We start from the raw sequence: 17,234 nt of genomic DNA, 5'->3' as shown, positions 1-17,234 counted from the left end.
TTATAAACGTGCTGGATAGAATTAAAGTCTGTTTTACAGAAAGTATTCAAACTCAGATTGCCGCCGCAGAAGCATTACCTGATGCTATTTCGCGAGCGGCAATGATGATGGTTCAATCATTACTGAATGGTAACAAAATGCTTTGCTGCGGCAACGGCGGCTCAGCCGCAACAGCTCAACGGTTTGCCGCCAATATGATCAACCGGTTTGAGACTGAACGTCCAAGCCTGCCTGCATTGTCGCTTAACGCAGACAATGTGGTCATCACCGCAATTTCAAGCAATAAACAGCATGATGAAATTTATGCTAAACAGGTACGGGCATTAGGTCAGCCAGGCGATGTGTTATTAGCGATTTCCACGCATGGCAATAGCCGTGATATTGTTAAAGCCGTTGAAGCCGCGGTAACCCGCGATATGACGATTGTCGCCCTTACTGGCTACGACGGCGGCGAGCTTGCCGGCTTACTCGGGCCACAAGATGTAGAGATTCGTATTCCATCTCATCGTAGTGCCAGAATTCAAGAAGTTCATATGCTAACAGTTAACTGCTTATGTGACTTAATCGATAATACACTCTTTCCCCATCAGGATGACTAAGGAGCCAATAATGCGATTTTTCTCCCTATTAGCTACGATTTGCACTGCTGTGATGTTACAGGGGTGTATTGGCGCAGTCGTGGTAGGCTCTGCCGCCGTAGCGACTAAAACAGCAACCGATCCTCGAACAATTGGTCAACAAGTTGATGATAGTACCCTCGAAGCCCGTGTCAGTAATGCGCTTAACAAAGATAAGCAACTCAAAGAGCAAACCCGTATTATTACCACCGCCTATCAAGGAAAAGTTTTACTGACAGGTCAAAGCCCAGATTCAAACCTTTCAGACCGAGCTAAACAGATAGCATCGCGGGTTGATGGAGCACACACTGTTTACAATGAAATTCGTCAGGGGAAACCGGTTGCATTAAGTACTGCTTCTAAAGATACCTGGATTACAACCAAAGTACGCTCAAAAATCTTGGCTAGTGACTCGGTTAAATCTTCTAACATAAAAGTCGTTACAGAAAACGGGGAAGTCTTTTTACTAGGCATTCTGACTAAACAAGAAGGTAACGCCGCAGCGAAAATCGCCAGCGAAACTAACGGTGCTAAGCGGGTAACAACCGCATTCACTTATTTGAATTAAACATATTGATTGAAGATGATGACACGATAAATCTGTCAAACATCCAGGTATTAGGCCGCGTCATTTTTTGGCGCCGGCGTTTTACCCTTTTCATCATCCAACGTTAAACCGAATAATCTGCCGATTCTTCCCTCAATCATTTTTCATTAACCCATTTTTCTCCAGATAACTCACCCCGCCCAACAACCGCATTTGCCGCAAAATCCATTGTTGCCGCCGTAAAACATAAGCCGAAGGCGCGTTAACTTTATAGCGGTGTGGATTAGGCAATACAGCAGCAAGTAAAGCAGCTTCTGATGCCGTCAATTTACTGGCTGATTTATGAAAATAGTGCCTGGATGCCTCTTCAACACCAAAAATTCCATCACCAAATTCTGCTATGTTAAGGTAAACAGTCAGAATTCTACTTTTTGACCATCCCAGTTCTATGATAAAAGTCATCCCGGCTTCCAACCCTTTTCTTAACCAGCTACGTCCATCCCACAAAAATAAATTCTTAGCCGTTTGCTGAGAAATCGTTGAAGCCCCTCGGAGTCTTCCAGAATTATTTTGATTACGTTCAAGTACACTTTCGATAGCATCAAAGTCAAATCCCCAATGCTGTGGAAATTTTTGATCTTCCGCAGCAATAACAGCCAATGCGATATTTGGCGATATTTGTCCCTGCCCTACCCAGTCAGAATGAGATACATAAGAAAAATTAACTGATAACCAAGCGCTAATCTGGCGCTCAACCATAACCATAGAAAACGGCACTGGCAAAAATGAAAATGCAACAACAGAAACTATCCATAAGATAATAACTGAGATTACGATTTTTTTAAGCCAGTACCATAAAAATTGAAAAGGATTTCGCATCCAGTTACTCAGTCATTTCCAATACTTTTCTGACAAGTTTATCAATCCCCACTTCTGCCTGAGAAATAGATTCAGCAAGCATGTAGGCTGGTGTTGTCACGATTTTGCTTTCTAAATCAACAACAACATTATTTACCTCACAAACTATATGCGTACCTCCCATTGCCTCTACTTGAGCAACCGTTTCAGGATCATTGCCGACAGTTAGTTTCACCGGTTTATTAAGTAGTTTTGGCAACATAATAGGCGCAATGCACATAAATCCCATTGGTTTATGTTGCTGATGCATAGCCCTTACCAAACTTAATAAATCCTTATTTATTTCGCAATCAACTGCCTTAACGGCAAAGTCACATAAATTCTTCGCAACACCAAATCCCCCAGGAATTATCAGGGCATCAAATTCATCTGCATTTGCTTGTGATAAAGGCTTAATTTTTCCCCGCGAAATACGGGCTGATTCCTGTAGGACGTTACGTTCTTCCCCCATTTCTTCACCGTTAATATGATTAATAACATGAAGTTGTGGTACGTCAGGTGCAAAAAAGCTCGTTTTAACACCTAAACGGTCTAAAGAAAGCATAGTTAATACTGACTCATGAATTTCGCTACCATCGAAGACACCACATCCACTTAAGACAACCGCAACTGATTTCATACCTCACTCCATTTGTAGTAGATTATTGCTTAACCCTTTAGGGGGTTAAACACCAATCTTCATCACAGATTTTAATGAATCTTGTAACAAAAAATCTTATCTTTGCTATGTTGGTACTTGTATGATGTACGGAGAATTCCCCATTTACTCGCCGCAACCAAAGATCTATCAGATAGGCGTGTAAAAAGTTTTCCCTGGTGTTGGCGCAGTATTCGCGCACCCCAACCTCGGTTGGGGTTATTTTTTTTCAGCGTCCGCCAACCATTCTCTTAAAATTTCCGTATCGTTTCTCCATTCTTGCTTTAACTCATCAACCCATTCCTGAACATTGTCCCACCATGCAGGTAAATCAGGTGATTGAATCTGCTGAGCCAATTGCTGTAAATGACGCAATCCAACCGATCCCGCAGCACCTTTTATCTTATGCGCTTCCTCGGTAATACCTTTCTGGTCTTTAGCTGTCATGTTCGAGTCAAGAACAGACAAGTAACCTGGCATCATCTTTTCAAACACATTCAGACTACTGCTAATCAATTGTGGCCCAACGAGCTCGATGTATTGGTTAAGCATTTCTGTATCCAGTAAATCTTCATCTTTTTTCATCAATCCTGGCTCCTCTTCTTCTAGCTGCATATGATGCACAGACTGCTCCCCCCAATATTGTTCAATAATGGCGGTTAACGCATTCACAGAAAGGGGCTTACTTAACACACCATTCATACCTGCATCCAGATACTCTTTTTTGTCTTTTAAGACATTTGCCGTCAGCGCAATCAGGGGAGGAAGATCTTTTTTGGCATATCGCTGACGTAATTCACGGGCAATATCTAATCCAGTCATATCGGGTAACTGAATATCCAGCAATACCAAATCGAACTCTTCTGGCTTAAACATTTCTAGCGCATCTTTACCATTCATGGCGACTTCTACGCTGTTACCCAATTTCTCCAGTACAGAGCGAGCAACAATCACATTTAACTCAATATCTTCTACTAATAAGATATGCAAAGCCGGAAGCGGGCAATCTTCTGTATCTTCTTCGCATAGAGGACTCTCCTCCATAGCAGGCGCTATGATAGACAGTGTAAATCGAGAACCTTGTCCCGGCTCACTTTCCACCACAATATCCCCTCCCATACTTTGGGCTAAACGCTTAGATACCGCCAATCCAATACCGGTTCCCGTTGCCGGGCAACCACCATGACTGCCTTTCACTTGATAATACATCGCAAAAATCTTCTCTTGCTCATCATATGGGATACCAATCCCCGTATCTGTGACTTCAAACAGCAGGCGTTCCCCTTCTTCGTACCAGATCCGAACATTAATCTCCCCTTTTTGGGTAAATTTCACTGCATTGCCAATCAAGTTCCACAGAATTTGGCGCAAACGAGTACCATCAGTCACGATTCTGTCAGGCAGCGGCAGTTCTGGATTCATTACAAATTTAATATCTTTCGGTTGCACCAGCAGCCCAGAGAGGTTTTCTAGATCGGATATAAAACCGGTAAAATCAATTGGCTGATTATCAATCTGCACTTTACGCCGTTCAATTTTATCCATTTCAATAATGTCATTGAAAATATTACCAAGCGTTATCGCACTGACATGTATCGTTTTCAGATAGTTATTTTGCTCAGACGTCAACTCAGTATCGAGCAGAATACGGCTCAAACCAACAATGCCATTTAAAGGCGTACGAAGCTCATGGCTAATCGTTGAGATAAAAGTGGTCTTATCCCTACTTGCATTCTCCAAAGCATCCTGATAGCGCTTACGTTCCGTTATATCGCGCCCAAATCCCATAAGCCCGTGTCTTTTTCCCACGCGATCATAAAAAGGGACTTTCCGAAGCTCAAAACAGGCTTTTCGACCATCGGGATAAACCAGCCATTGCTCATAAGTGAGTGCAACATTATGACGGAACACTTTTTCATCGGTTTTCATCACCTTGCGAGCAACTTCTTTGTCATAAACGTCGTTTGGCGTCAGCCCGACAAGTTGCTTCTGACTTTTCCCCGTCAGCAACTCCATCGCCCGATTACAACCAGAAAACTTATTATTTTCATTGCGGTAATAGACTAAATCAGGGGAGGCATCGAGAAAAGATTTCAGCAATATAGATTGCTGTTCCAATTCAATCTGCGTCTGCTCACGGTGTTTCATCTCTTCTTTGAGTTTATCCAACAATATCAGATGCGCCTGCTCGGCTTTTTCCCTGACAGAGATCTCCTGATTAAGCTTAATAATGTTATCTTTTAATTGCTGATTAAGTTCCCGATCACGCTGACGCATAACTTCCAACTTTTCAACTAACTTGGATAATCGTTGGCGAGACTCTTCAAGCTGTTCAACAACAACCGAAAGAAAATAGACTGCCCAAGGCGTAATCAACAAACCAAAAAAGATTGAACGAACTAAATCAATACTTTGCACTCCTCCTTGAAGCAGAAAAGTGACCACCATCTGTACACCCATAGCAAGAACAACTAATGCGGATGCAAGCAGTAATGAAAAGCGCACTAACCCCAATTTCATCATTAAATCAACATAATATTGGGCCAGGCCCCTGAGCAGCTTCATTTCATAAAGACTCCCGTAAAATATGACCATTCCAGATCATACCGTAAAAGACCCGCCGGTTCGTTGAAGGAATAACAGAAATTGTTGACCTGGTAAAACAATAGTATTATTTAATAGTTTTAGTTATGACTTCCCAAACATTATTCTGGCTTTTTACTCCTGCCGGTCTTTTCGCACAAGCCAAATATGAATAAATAATCGAATACATTGATAAAATAAGCATAAAATTCTTTTTTACTCTTCTAATACCCCCAAAAAGATAAAACTTTATTCTTATAAAGAAACAAAAATACATATTTATTTGGCAAAGTTTACATTGGTAAGACTTTAAATCTAATAAATAAAAGTTTAACAGCATATATAAAACAGATATTACACTAATATTAGTGATATAAATCACATTAAAATCCTAACATGATCTATATCACACAACTCTAATGTTAATTTTTTTGCTTATAAATCATAATATTAACTTTACTTACCACCTATCCTTATCTTATACCGGTAATATTTGACCTGATTTATATTTCTAGTTAACTTGGAAAGTCACTGGAAATCATCTGTCAGATTCTCATCTGAACCATAATTATGCAGTGACACAATATCATTTAAGTCACCACCTGTTTATCACAAATAAACAAGTGGTGGTTGACTGAGGGCGCAATTCAGACGCCAGTAAAAATATTAATCTCACAAATGTCTGTGAGTTTCTGTGAGAGTCGGACAGAACCTCGGGAGGTTCATATGCTATATAACAAATCTCAAGAAAAGGATAACTGTGGCTTTGGATTGATAGCCCATATTGAGGGGGAGCCAAGCCACAAAGTAGTACGTACCGCTATCCATGCCTTGGCAAGAATGCAACATCGTGGGGCAATCCTGGCAGATGGCAAAACCGGTGATGGTTGTGGTTTATTGTTGCAAAAACCTGACCGTTTTTTTCGAATGGTCGCACAGGAGCAAGAGTGGCATTTAGCCCGCAATTACGCCGTTGGTATGCTCTTTCTTAGCCAAGATCATCAGGTTGCGCAAAACTGCCGGGAAATCGTCGAACAAGAGCTACAAAATGAAACTCTGTCAGTCGTCGGCTGGCGTGAAGTCCCCATCAACAGTGATATTCTGGGCGAAATAGCCCTTTCAAGCCTCCCACGTATCGAACAGATTTTTGTTAACGCTCCGGCAGGCTGGCGTGCACGTGATTTGGAACGCCGTTTGTTCGTTGCTCGCCGCCGAATAGAAAAACGCATTAACGACAACGATTTTTATGTTTGCAGTTTGTCCAATCTGGTGACTATTTATAAAGGGCTGTGCATGGCGGCAGATTTGCCCCGTTTCTATCCCGATCTGGCTGATTTACGTTTGGAATCAGCAATTTGCCTATTCCACCAGCGCTTCTCAACCAATACCGTCCCACGCTGGCCATTGGCGCAACCTTTCCGCTATCTTGCCCATAACGGCGAAATAAACACCATCACCGGTAACCGCCAGTGGGCACGAGCAAGAGCCTATAAATTCAAAACACCGCTCATTCCCGATCTGCAAACTGCCGCCCCTTTTGTAAACGAAACAGGATCAGATTCCAGCTCGCTGGATAACATGCTGGAACTGTTTCTCAACGGCGGAATGGATTTAATCCGTGCTATGCGATTATTGGTTCCTCCCGCATGGCAAAACAACCCTGATATGGATGAGGATCTGCGGGCTTTTTTTGATTTCAACTCCATGCATATGGAGCCGTGGGATGGCCCTGCGGGTATCGTTATGTCAGATGGACGTTACGCTGCCTGTAATCTGGATCGTAACGGCTTGCGCCCGGCCCGCTATGTCATCACCAAAGATAAGCTGATCACCTGTGCTTCTGAGATCGGCATCTGGGATTATCAACCGGATGAAGTGGTGGAAAAAGGGCGAGTTGGTCCCGGTGAGCTTATCGTGATTGATACCCGCCAAGGCCGCATACTTCATGCAGAAGAAACAGACAACGACTTGAAAAGCCGCCATCCCTATAAAGAATGGATGGATAAAAACGTCAAGCGCCTGACCCCATTTGAAGAATTATTGGAAGATCAAGCGGGTCACCGGGATCTGAACGATCAATCCTTAGCGGTTTATCACAAACAATTTGCCTACAGCAACGAAGAGTTAGATCAAATCATCCGTGTCCTGGGAGAGAATGGTCAGGAAGCAACGGGTTCAATGGGGGATGATACACCGTTTGCCGTTCTTTCCAGCCGTCCACGGATTATTTATGACTATTTCCGTCAGCAATTCGCTCAAGTCACTAATCCGCCAATCGACCCACTACGCGAAGCACATGTTATGTCTCTCACCACCTGTATTGGGCGGGAGATGAACGTATTTTGTGAAGCAGAGGGGCAGGCACACCGATTAAGTTTTAAATCCCCTATTCTGCTCTACTCTGATTTTCATCAATTAATAACGCAACAAAGTCCACACTATCGCGCAGAACGATTAGACCTAACTTTCAATCCACAAGAGACCAGTCTGCAAAATGCCCTGTTTGCATTGTGCGACCAGGCTGAACAACTCGCCAGAGACGGCGCGGTATTGTTGGTATTATCTGACCGCAACATTACTTCGGAAAAGCTACCTATACCAGCGCCTATGGCCGTTGGCGCTATTCAACACCGTTTGGTGGAAAAAAACCTACGCTGTGATACCAACCTGATAGTAGAAACAGCGAGCGCCCGTGATCCACACCATTTCACTGTACTACTAGGATTTGGCGCAACAGCGATTTATCCCTACCTGGCTTATGAATCACTGGCCAAAATGGTCGATAATGGCACCATTAATAAACCCTATGCTGATGTCATGCTCAACTACCGCAATGGTATTAATAAAGGGTTATATAAAATCATGTCGAAAATGGGCATCTCGACTATCGCCTCCTATCGCTGCTCTAAACTATTTGAAGCTGTCGGCTTACACTCCGAATTAACTGAATTTTGCTTCAATGGTGTCGTCAGCCGAATTGGCGGTGCTAATTTCAGCGATTTTGAGCAAGATCTGCGAAACTTATCTAAACGTGCATGGCTTGCTCGTCAACCACTCGATCAGGGCGGATTGCTGAAATATGTTCATAACGGCGAATACCACGCTTATAACCCAGATGTTGTCAGCACTTTACAGGCTGCGGTTCATAGTGGCGAATATAACGATTACTTGAAATATTCTCGTCTGGTCAATCAACGCCCAGTTACCACAATCCGTGATTTACTGGCGCTAAAAACAAAAGATGAACCGATACCTATTGAAGAAGTAGAACCTGCCGAGGAGCTGTTTAAACGCTTTGATACCGCTGCGATGTCGATTGGCGCATTAAGCCCCGAAGCACACGAAGCTCTGGCGGAAGCCATGAATACGCTAGGTGGTTTTTCCAATTCCGGCGAAGGTGGAGAAGATCCCGCACGTTATGGAACAAAAAAGGTCTCCCGCATCAAACAAGTCGCTTCCGGCCGCTTTGGCGTAACACCTGCTTATCTGGTCAATGCTGATGTGATTCAGATTAAAGTCGCGCAAGGCGCTAAACCTGGAGAAGGCGGGCAATTACCGGGTGATAAGGTAACGCCGTATATTGCAAAACTGCGTTATTCCGTACCCGGCGTAACACTTATTTCTCCACCACCACATCACGATATTTACTCTATTGAAGATTTGGCTCAGTTGATTTTCGATCTAAAACAGATCAACCCCAATGCGCTGATCTCAGTAAAACTGGTTTCAGAACCCGGTGTTGGTACTGTTGCCACTGGCGTTGCCAAAGCTTATGCCGATTTAATTACTATCGCAGGTTATGATGGCGGTACTGGAGCCAGTCCATTGTCATCGGTGAAGTATGCCGGGTGCCCTTGGGAATTGGGGCTGGTGGAAACCCAACAAGCGCTAGTTGCTAACGGATTACGCCATAAGATCCGCTTACAAGTTGACGGCGGTTTGAAAACAGGCGTAGATATTATTAAAGCAGCCATTCTTGGCGCTGAAAGTTTCGGTTTCGGTACCGGCCCAATGGTTGCTCTTGGATGCAAATATCTGCGCATTTGCCATCTCAATAATTGTGCAACTGGGGTTGCCACTCAGGATGAGAAATTACGTCGCGACCACTACCACGGATTACCTGAACGAGTAATGAATTATTTCCGCTTCATCGCCCGTGAAACCAGAGAGATTATGGCGGCATTGGGTGTCAAAAAGCTAACTGATTTAATAGGCCGAACTGACCTGCTTGAAGTACTGGAAGGTATTTCAGCGAAACAGAGCAAACTAAATCTTGATCCGCTCTTGGCAACCGCAGAACCCCATCAAGGCAAAACATTATATTGCACCGAAAACAATCCGCCATTCGATAATGGGGCATTGAATAAAAACTTACTGGCTCAAGCCGCTAGCTATATTGAGAACCAACACAGTAAAACTTTCTATTTCGATATCCGTAATACTGATCGTTCAGTGGGCGCTTCCCTTTCCGGTTTTATCGCTGCTCGATATGGTAATCAGGGGATCGCCGCGGCGCCAATAAAAATTCATTTCAATGGAACTGCCGGTCAAAGTTTTGGTGTCTGGAATGCCGGCGGTCTGGAGCTGACACTTATCGGCGATGCCAATGATTATGTCGGTAAAGGTATGGCTGGCGGCCGCATTGTCATACACCCACCAGTGGGTTCTGCCTTCAAAAGCCATCAGGCGACTATCATTGGCAACACATGTCTCTACGGCGCAACCGGGGGCAAACTATTTGCTGCCGGACGAGCAGGAGAGCGCTTCGCCGTTCGTAATTCAGGGGCGATTACGGTTGTAGAAGGCATCGGAGATAACGGCTGTGAATATATGACAGGAGGTATCGTCTGTATTCTCGGACGCACTGGCATAAATTTTGGCGCAGGAATGACTGGCGGCTTTGCTTATGTCCTGGATGAAAATGATGATTTCCGCAAACGGGTTAACCCAGAGTTAGTCGAAGTACTGGCAGTAGCTACCTTAGCTATCCACGAAGAACACTTGCGAGGGCTTATCACTGAGCACGTCCTCCTGACTGGCTCCCAGCGCGGTGAAGATATTCTTGCTAACTGGCAACAATGGCTGAGCAAATTCGCGCTTGTGAAACCAAAATCCAGTGATGTGAAAGCCCTACTGGGACATCGCAGTCGTTCTTCCGCAGAGTTGCGAATTCAAGCGCAATAAGGAGCCAAGATGAGCCAGAATGTATATCAATTTATCGACTTACAACGTGTCGATCCGCCTAAAAAGCCGCTGAAAATCCGCAAAATAGAATTTGTGGAAATCTATGAGCCATTTTCAGCAATTCAGGCACAGACACAGGCAGATCGCTGCCTTTCTTGCGGTAATCCTTATTGCGAATGGAAATGTCCCGTCCATAACTACATTCCCAATTGGCTTAAACTTGCCAATGAAGGACGTATTATGGAAGCGGCTGATTTATCCCATCAAACAAACAGCCTGCCGGAAGTTTGTGGTCGTGTTTGTCCACAGGATCGCCTGTGTGAAGGCGCTTGTACTCTGAATGATGAGTTCGGCGCAGTGACGATTGGTAATATTGAACGTTACATCAATGATAAAGCTATTGCTATGGGCTGGAAGCCCGATATGTCACAAGTTCAGCCAACGGGCAAACAGGTTGCGATTATTGGCGCAGGCCCTGCGGGGCTAGCTTGTGCCGATGTATTAACCCGTAATGGCGTACAAGCCGTTGTTTTTGATCGTCATCCAGAAATCGGTGGATTACTCACCTTTGGCATACCGGCATTTAAACTAGAAAAAGAGGTCATGATACGCCGCCGTGAAATTTTCTCTGAAATGGGAATTGAATTCCGGCTTAATACTGAAATAGGCAAAGATATTGCTTTATCCGAACTGACTAAGCAGTTTGATGCGGTGTTCCTTGGTGTAGGAACCTATCAGTCAATGCATGGGGGGCTGGCAAATGAAGATGCTGATGGTGTTTATGATGCTCTGCCATTTCTGACTGCCAATACCCGGCGCTTGATGGGTTATCCTGCCCTACAATCGCAACCTTTCATCAATATGCAAGGTAAACGGGTCGTGGTGCTTGGCGGCGGTGATACTGCAATGGATTGCGTCAGAACCGCTATTCGCCAAAAAGCGGCTTCGGTGACTTGTGCTTATCGTCGTGACGAAATCAACATGCCAGGCTCCCAACGCGAAGTCAAAAATGCCAAGGAAGAAGGTGTAGAATTTCTGTTCAATCTGCAACCTGTCAATATTGAGATCAACCATTCAGGTCAAGTTTGCGGCATAAAAATGGTACGGACCCAATTAGGTCAACCTGATGAGAACGGACGTCGCCAAGCTGAAATTATCGCCGGCTCGGAATACCTGCTTAAAGCCGATGCAGTGATCATGGCATTCGGCTTTAAACCACATACAATGAACTGGCTAAGTGATCATCAAGTAACCTTGGATAAACAGGGACGCATTGTCGCACCAGAGTACTCAGATATTCCTTTCCAAACCAGCAATCCACAAATATTTGCCGGCGGGGATGCCGTTCGTGGCTCAGATCTAGTTGTCACTGCAATTGCCGAGGGGCGTAAAGCCGCGCAAGGCATTCTTGATTATCTCAACATCTAATCAACCAAGGGAGCTTTTTAGCTCCCATCTCTTTCTATTATCAATTCGATAACTTATATTAATTGGATTCCACTTAGACAAAAAAGTAAGTGAATTTAATGAACATTCCACATTTATTACTGTCATACATAATATTTTGGAATATTCTTTCTCATTAAGATGAGTATTAAATAAAGTATTCCAACTAACCAACACAAATATCACGATGCTTATTCAACTATAAATACTGGAAATATTAATGCAGCTAATAAAAACCCTAATTTTATTATCTCCAATGCTGTTTATCAGCCACACGGCACTTGCTTTATCACAGCCCTTGACCCCGGAAAACATTACTAAAGAAATTATAAACAGAGGTACCAATTCTGTAGCGGCAGAATTAGGGGAAATGGGGGCCAGACAAGAAATCACTCACAACATCACTACTGGTGACAGCAACTGGATCAAACTGGCTTTTAAATTAACGCAAAGCACGCACCTGGGTTTTGCCAAAGAGATACGCTACGCATTATCCCTGGCATTAATTAATAATCCTGTTGAGGTCCTTGCTAACGCAGATCAAGAAAACAATATATCATTAGCTGATATTTGCACAATTCCACCAGAACTGGGGACCAGAGAGAATAAAATAGAATTTATAGATAAGGTCAAAAAAAGCTTAGGCGCTATCACAGATAGCGAAGCTAAAAGCAGAGCTGAAGATTGTTTCTGGGCATTAGAAAAAGCCTACAATTCAGAATTCTAATCAATAAATTTGAAAAAAATAAGGAGGCAAATCGCCCCCTCTTTTAACGCTTATTTTACTACCCGTAAAGCAGGGCGCCCTCTCGTCGGTTTAGGTGGCTCATCATCAGGTGAAGTTCCACTATCATCTTCAACATCGGGCAATGTATCTGTAACTAATACTAGATTATCTGCCGCGGATGTAGAGGCATCGGCCCTATCCTGATCTGAAGCGGATTTAAAAAGATATTCATCTTTATAAGCTGCTTCAGGCTCAAACATCATTCCCGCCCCATTTTCACGGCCATAGATCGCTATAACTGCCGCCATCGGTACATTAACCCGACGGGGAACGCCGCCAAAACGGGCATTGAAGCGTACTTCATCATTGGTTAACTCAAGATTACCAACAGCTCTCGGCGCTATATTCAGCACAATTTGTCCATCGCGGGCATATTCCATTGGTACATTAACTCCACGTAAAGTCACGTCTATAACCAGATGCGGAGTCATATCATTATCGAGTAACCACTCGTAGTGAGCACGCAACAAATAAGGACGACGGGGAGACATTTGAGATAGCTCCATAAATCAGCTCCTGGATTGCAAGCGCATTTCACGTTCAACTTCGGTTAATGAAGCCAAAAATGCATCACGCTCAAAGACACGCTGCATGTAAATTTGTAAATCTTTAGTACCCGAACTCGGTAACTCTATCCCCAATACCGGTAAACGCCATAGTAAAGGAGCAAGATAACAATCAACCAAACTGAATTCTTCGCTCATAAAGAATGGCATCTCTTTAAATATTGGCGTCACTGCTAGCAACTCTTCTGCTAATCGTTTACGGGCAGCATTGGCTTCTTGAGAATTGCCTTCCTCAATAGTATACATCAGGGAGTACCAGTCTTTTTCGATGCGGTACATCATCAAACGACTGGAAGCACGGGCAACCGGATACACAGGCATTAATGGCGGATGAGGAAAGCGTTCATCCAGATATTCCATAATGATGCGGGAATCATATAGCGTCAGCTCACGATCAACCAAAGTCGGAACTGTCTGATAAGGGTTCAGATCGATAAGGTCCTGTGGCAGGTTACCTGCCTCAACCTGCTCAACTTCAACGCTGACACCTTTTTCCGCCAATACAATTCGCACTTGATGGCTAAAAATGTCGGCCGGGCCTGAAAACAGAGTCATTACCGAACGTTTGTTGGCAGCGACAGCCATGAAAACCTCCAAGTTTATCTAAAAAAGGAATGAATAGCCCCACACGACCACGACTATTCTTACTCATTCATTCTCACCCCTTATGTTTCTGCGCCGCAACGGTGAATACGGAATGCGCTACTCAACACAATGACTATCGTTTCAACGCAATTACCGTTTCAACACATATTACCGTTTCAACACAATTAATACCGTTTCAACGCAATTACTATCGTTCAGATAGTCGGCAGACAAATGGATGAGGCAAAAATTGGCGCTAGTTTACCAGATTTTGTACATTTTGGGGGAAGTGTATGGATAATTAAGTAAAAAACCCGCCGCAAAGACGGGTTTGCACATTAAATAATTGCCATAAAGACAAAAAATTAACGCTTGGAGAACTGTGGACGACGACGTGCTTTACGCAGACCAACTTTCTTACGTTCAACTTCACGAGCATCGCGGGTAACGAAGCCAGCTTTACGAAGATCAGAACGCAGAGTTTCGTCATACGCCATCAGTGCGCGGGTGATACCGTGACGGATTGCACCTGCTTGACCAGAAATACCACCACCTTTAACGGTGATGTACAGATCCAGTTTACCCAACATATCAACCAATTCCAGCGGCTGACGAACAACCATACGCGCTGTTTCACGGCCGAAGTAAACTTCAAGGCTGCGTTTGTTGATGACGATATTGCCGCTACCTGGCTTAATAAAGACACGTGCGGAAGAGCTTTTGCGGCGACCAGTGCCGTAGTATTGATTTTCAGCCATTGCCTATAATCCCGATTAAATGTCCAGAACTTGCGGTTGCTGTGCCGCATGGTTGTGCTCGCTACCGGCGTAAACTTTCAGTTTACGGTACATTGCACGGCCCAGTGGCCCTTTTGGCAGCATGCCTTTAACCGCGATTTCAATTACACGCTCAGGACGGCGAGCAATCATCTCTTCAAAGGTCGCTTGCTTGATACCACCGATATGACCGGTGTGGTGATAGTAAATTTTATCAGAACGCTTGTTGCCGGTGACTGCAACTTTTTCTGCATTAACGATGATGATGTAATCACCGGTATCAACATGCGGAGTATATTCCGCTTTATGCTTGCCGCGCAGACGACGAGCCACTTCAGTTGCAAGACGGCCTAAAGTTTTGCCATCTGCGTCAACAACATACCAGTCGCGTTTTACGGTTTCTGGTTTAGCTGTAAAAGTTTTCATTAAAGCTTACCCAATAATAAGTTACACGTTGGTGAACACTCAAGGTTCAGAAACTTGCTGAGGTTCACACGACTCTTGTCCAGCAAACCTACCCCTTCGAATAGCCTATGCCGGCACTATATACCCTTCATCTTTCAAGCTGCTGCTTTGTTGGCTGCTTTCACTCACCCCAGTCACATCGTTATCTATGCTCCTGGGGATTCGTTCACTTGCCACCGCGCTGCAACTCGAAATCTATTAGGTATATGCAAGTTTTTTGGGAAAAAAAACATTGCTGTAACGTGGGGTCGCAAGATTATAGAGAAGTCAAAAATAAAAATCGACCCCAATTTAAATATTTCAAACCAGTTTTGAGTCTGAAATATACGGGAAACACAAAATTAAGGTAAATGAGGTAATTTCAGATACTCTTCGCTTTGCATCTCTTGCAAACGGGATAAGCAACGCTGATATTCGAAAGTCAACAACGCCCCTTGGTAAATTTGCTCCATCGGCACCGCCGCATTAATGATCAGTTTTACTCGACGTTCATAAAACTCATCAACCAACGCCAGAAAACGACGAGCGGCATTTTCATTACCCGGCATTATCGCTGGAACCTGATATAACAAAACAGTGTGATAAAGTTTTGATAAAACAATGTAGTCCATCTGACTGCGCGCATCTTCACACAAAACTTTAAATCCAATTGCCAATACACCGTCAGCGTTACGAATCGCCGGCATCTGCCGATGGTTAATTTCCAATACCGAAGCTTGTTCACTACTGTTACCGGTCAAAAGAATAAACATTCGATCCATCTCTCGTTCATTATCTTCATTCAGCGGTTCGAAATAGAGATGAGCTTGTGTCAATGTGCGCAACCGATAGTCAATACCCGAATCCACATTCATAACATCACAATATTTTTTGATCTGCTCAATAGCAGGTAAAAAGCGAGCTCTCTGTAAGCCATTACGATAGAGTTCATCAGGAGGAATATTGGACGTTGCAATCAAGGTAATCCCCCTGGCAAACAGCGCTTCCAACAATGTACCAAGAATCATAGCATCAGTAATATCGGAGACGAAAAATTCATCAAAGCAAAGCACATCTGTTTCCGCTTTAAAACTATCCGCCACAATATCCAGTGGATTTTCATGCCCTTGCAATGTCTTTAACTCTTCATGCACCCGCAGCATAAAACGATGGAAATGCAAACGTAATTTTCTTTTACCGGGTAAACTTTGGTAAAACATATCCATTAACCAAGTTTTCCCTCTACCAACGCCTCCCCACATATAAAGCCCTTGAGCAGGTGTACAGCTCATTGAAACCTGCTTTCCTAACAGTTTACTTAGACGCCCTCTCAAGCCTTGGCGTCTCACCGGATTGCAGAAAGAAGTATTAATCAGAGCATGGTGTATAGTATCCAATTGAGCAACGACTTGACGCTGAACATCATCGGGTTGGTATTTACCCTCGGAAAGGGCTTTTTGATAGTATGATGAAGGGGTAATCAATGATGGCATGACAATAACAATCCTTAAAATAATCGCCCATTTTTTATCGTTTTTATGATTCAGATTGACCTTATCACCGGATCAATTGTCTACAATAAGGTTCAGAATAAGATCTACAAACAAATGTAAATCATGATCAATATTCCACTCTAACTAGATTAACGGTTATAGTGGCGATAATTAAGTGAAACATTCTGCGGAACAACGATGTTGATGAAGGAGTAGCTATGACTTGGGAGTATGCACTGATTGGATTGGCAGTTGGTTTTGTTATCGGAGCGTTAGTTATGCGCTTTGGCAACACTAAGCTGCGCCAGCAGAAAGCCTTACAAACTGAACTGGAGAATAATAAATCAGAACTGGAAGAATACCGTAAAGAATTAGTTGGTCATTTTGCCCACAGTGCAGAATTACTCGACAACATGGCTCGCGATTATCGTCAGTTATATCAGCATATGGCTAAAAGCTCTCATGAACTGATGCCGAATATGCCAGTACAAGACAATCCATTTAATTATCGATTAACTGAATCAGAGGCGGATAATGATCAAGCTCCGGTTAAAATGCCACCAAAAGATTATTCCGATGGCGCTTCCGGCCTGTTTCGTCCGATGAATGAAAAAAACCAGTAAAAACTCTCGCTGTGGCATGCTCTGTGCC

Annotated in this window: 14 protein-coding genes; 6 read left to right on the top strand and 8 right to left on the bottom strand. The window is 43.7% G+C overall.

Annotation, left to right across the window (positions count from 1 at the left end; translation table 11 throughout):
- The first annotated feature begins 8 nt into the window (after nucleotides 1-8).
- Together diaA and dolP are read left to right on the top strand one after the other, a co-directional pair.
- The gene (gene diaA, locus V2H77_RS21145; RefSeq protein ID WP_265380419.1) at nucleotides 9-599 is read left to right on the top strand and encodes a DnaA initiator-associating protein DiaA; all 591 of its coding nucleotides are present in this window, start codon (nucleotides 9-11) and stop codon (nucleotides 597-599) included.
- Nucleotides 600-609: 10 nt separating this feature from the next.
- Complete coding sequence (dolP, locus tag V2H77_RS21140) at nucleotides 610-1,185, top strand: division/outer membrane stress-associated lipid-binding lipoprotein (protein WP_132343622.1); 576 nt, start codon at nucleotides 610-612, stop codon at nucleotides 1,183-1,185.
- A 132-nt stretch (nucleotides 1,186-1,317) separates the two neighbouring features.
- Here the strand turns inward: dolP and mtgA are convergent, their stop codons facing one another.
- The 3 genes from mtgA to arcB all read right to left on the bottom strand — a co-directional run bounded on the left by mtgA (nucleotide 1,318) and on the right by arcB (nucleotide 5,284).
- Nucleotides 1,318-2,043 carry a monofunctional biosynthetic peptidoglycan transglycosylase gene (mtgA, locus tag V2H77_RS21135; RefSeq protein WP_341500362.1) on the bottom strand — a complete coding sequence of 242 codons (726 nt, stop codon included), beginning with the start codon at nucleotides 2,041-2,043 and terminating at the stop codon, nucleotides 1,318-1,320.
- Nucleotides 2,044-2,047: 4 nt separating this feature from the next.
- Entirely contained in the window at nucleotides 2,048-2,701 is a 654-nt protein-coding gene (gene elbB / locus V2H77_RS21130; RefSeq protein WP_341500361.1) for an isoprenoid biosynthesis glyoxalase ElbB, read from the bottom strand.
- Nucleotides 2,702-2,938: 237 nt separating this feature from the next.
- Complete coding sequence (gene arcB, locus V2H77_RS21125; protein WP_341500360.1) at nucleotides 2,939-5,284, bottom strand: aerobic respiration two-component sensor histidine kinase ArcB; 2,346 nt, start codon at nucleotides 5,282-5,284, stop codon at nucleotides 2,939-2,941.
- Between the two features lie 744 nt (nucleotides 5,285-6,028).
- On the opposite strand from arcB, the gene gltB reads away from it, so the two are divergent.
- From gltB to V2H77_RS21110, 3 genes are all read left to right on the top strand, one after another.
- The gene (gltB, locus tag V2H77_RS21120; RefSeq protein ID WP_341500359.1) at nucleotides 6,029-10,486 is read left to right on the top strand and encodes a glutamate synthase large subunit; all 4,458 of its coding nucleotides are present in this window, start codon (nucleotides 6,029-6,031) and stop codon (nucleotides 10,484-10,486) included.
- 9 nt (nucleotides 10,487-10,495) lie between these two features.
- Nucleotides 10,496-11,914 carry a glutamate synthase small subunit gene (locus V2H77_RS21115; RefSeq protein ID WP_341500358.1) on the top strand — a complete coding sequence of 473 codons (1,419 nt, stop codon included), beginning with the start codon at nucleotides 10,496-10,498 and terminating at the stop codon, nucleotides 11,912-11,914.
- 238 nt (nucleotides 11,915-12,152) lie between these two features.
- Nucleotides 12,153-12,659 (top strand): hypothetical protein, encoded by a 507-nt coding sequence (locus V2H77_RS21110; RefSeq protein ID WP_265380412.1) that lies wholly within the window; start codon nucleotides 12,153-12,155, stop codon nucleotides 12,657-12,659.
- Between the two features lie 50 nt (nucleotides 12,660-12,709).
- Here the strand turns inward: V2H77_RS21110 and sspB are convergent, their stop codons facing one another.
- The 5 genes from sspB to zapE all read right to left on the bottom strand — a co-directional run bounded on the left by sspB (nucleotide 12,710) and on the right by zapE (nucleotide 16,583).
- Nucleotides 12,710-13,225 (bottom strand): ClpXP protease specificity-enhancing factor, encoded by a 516-nt coding sequence (sspB, locus tag V2H77_RS21105; protein ID WP_265380411.1) that lies wholly within the window; start codon nucleotides 13,223-13,225, stop codon nucleotides 12,710-12,712.
- Nucleotides 13,226-13,228: 3 nt separating this feature from the next.
- A complete protein-coding gene (gene sspA, locus V2H77_RS21100; RefSeq protein WP_049582693.1) occupies nucleotides 13,229-13,870 on the bottom strand; it encodes a stringent starvation protein SspA in 642 nt (213 codons plus the stop codon).
- A gap of 365 nt (nucleotides 13,871-14,235) precedes the next feature.
- On the bottom strand, nucleotides 14,236-14,628 hold the full coding sequence (rpsI, locus tag V2H77_RS21095; protein ID WP_011148146.1) for a 30S ribosomal protein S9: 393 nt from the start codon (nucleotides 14,626-14,628) through the stop codon (nucleotides 14,236-14,238).
- 15 nt (nucleotides 14,629-14,643) lie between these two features.
- Nucleotides 14,644-15,072, bottom strand: coding sequence for a 50S ribosomal protein L13 (gene rplM / locus V2H77_RS21090; protein ID WP_011148147.1), 429 nt, complete (start codon nucleotides 15,070-15,072; stop codon nucleotides 14,644-14,646).
- Nucleotides 15,073-15,452: 380 nt separating this feature from the next.
- On the bottom strand, nucleotides 15,453-16,583 hold the full coding sequence (zapE, locus tag V2H77_RS21085; protein ID WP_341500357.1) for a cell division protein ZapE: 1,131 nt from the start codon (nucleotides 16,581-16,583) through the stop codon (nucleotides 15,453-15,455).
- A gap of 218 nt (nucleotides 16,584-16,801) precedes the next feature.
- On the opposite strand from zapE, the gene zapG reads away from it, so the two are divergent.
- Nucleotides 16,802-17,206: a Z-ring associated protein ZapG gene (zapG, locus tag V2H77_RS21080; protein WP_265381347.1), complete on the top strand. Its 405-nt coding sequence runs from the start codon at nucleotides 16,802-16,804 to the stop codon at nucleotides 17,204-17,206.
- The last annotated feature ends 28 nt before the right edge of the window (nucleotides 17,207-17,234 follow it).

The organism is Photorhabdus sp. P32, from assembly GCF_038085095.1.
Taxonomy (GTDB): domain Bacteria; phylum Pseudomonadota; class Gammaproteobacteria; order Enterobacterales; family Enterobacteriaceae; genus Photorhabdus; species Photorhabdus luminescens.
Note: the sequence above shows the minus strand (reverse complement) of the source record. Positions and strands in the feature narration are given on the sequence as shown.

Bases quoted from the DNA above. Each gene is read 5' to 3' on its own strand.
- gltB (WP_341500359.1), top strand. From the start codon at position 6,029: ATGCTATATAACAAATCTCAAGAAAAGGATAACTGTGGCTTTGGATTG.
- sspB (WP_265380411.1), bottom strand. From the start codon at position 13,225: ATGGAGCTATCTCAAATGTCTCCCCGTCGTCCTTATTTGTTGCGTGCT.
- V2H77_RS21110 (WP_265380412.1), top strand. From the start codon at position 12,153: ATGCAGCTAATAAAAACCCTAATTTTATTATCTCCAATGCTGTTTATC.
- V2H77_RS21115 (WP_341500358.1), top strand. From the start codon at position 10,496: ATGAGCCAGAATGTATATCAATTTATCGACTTACAACGTGTCGATCCG.
- rplM (WP_011148147.1), bottom strand. From the start codon at position 15,072: ATGAAAACTTTTACAGCTAAACCAGAAACCGTAAAACGCGACTGGTAT.
- sspA (WP_049582693.1), bottom strand. From the start codon at position 13,870: ATGGCTGTCGCTGCCAACAAACGTTCGGTAATGACTCTGTTTTCAGGC.
- zapG (WP_265381347.1), top strand. From the start codon at position 16,802: ATGACTTGGGAGTATGCACTGATTGGATTGGCAGTTGGTTTTGTTATC.
- elbB (WP_341500361.1), bottom strand. From the start codon at position 2,701: ATGAAATCAGTTGCGGTTGTCTTAAGTGGATGTGGTGTCTTCGATGGT.
- mtgA (WP_341500362.1), bottom strand. From the start codon at position 2,043: ATGCGAAATCCTTTTCAATTTTTATGGTACTGGCTTAAAAAAATCGTA.
- rpsI (WP_011148146.1), bottom strand. From the start codon at position 14,628: ATGGCTGAAAATCAATACTACGGCACTGGTCGCCGCAAAAGCTCTTCC.
- zapE (WP_341500357.1), bottom strand. From the start codon at position 16,583: ATGCCATCATTGATTACCCCTTCATCATACTATCAAAAAGCCCTTTCC.
- arcB (WP_341500360.1), bottom strand. From the start codon at position 5,284: ATGAAGCTGCTCAGGGGCCTGGCCCAATATTATGTTGATTTAATGATG.
- dolP (WP_132343622.1), top strand. From the start codon at position 610: ATGCGATTTTTCTCCCTATTAGCTACGATTTGCACTGCTGTGATGTTA.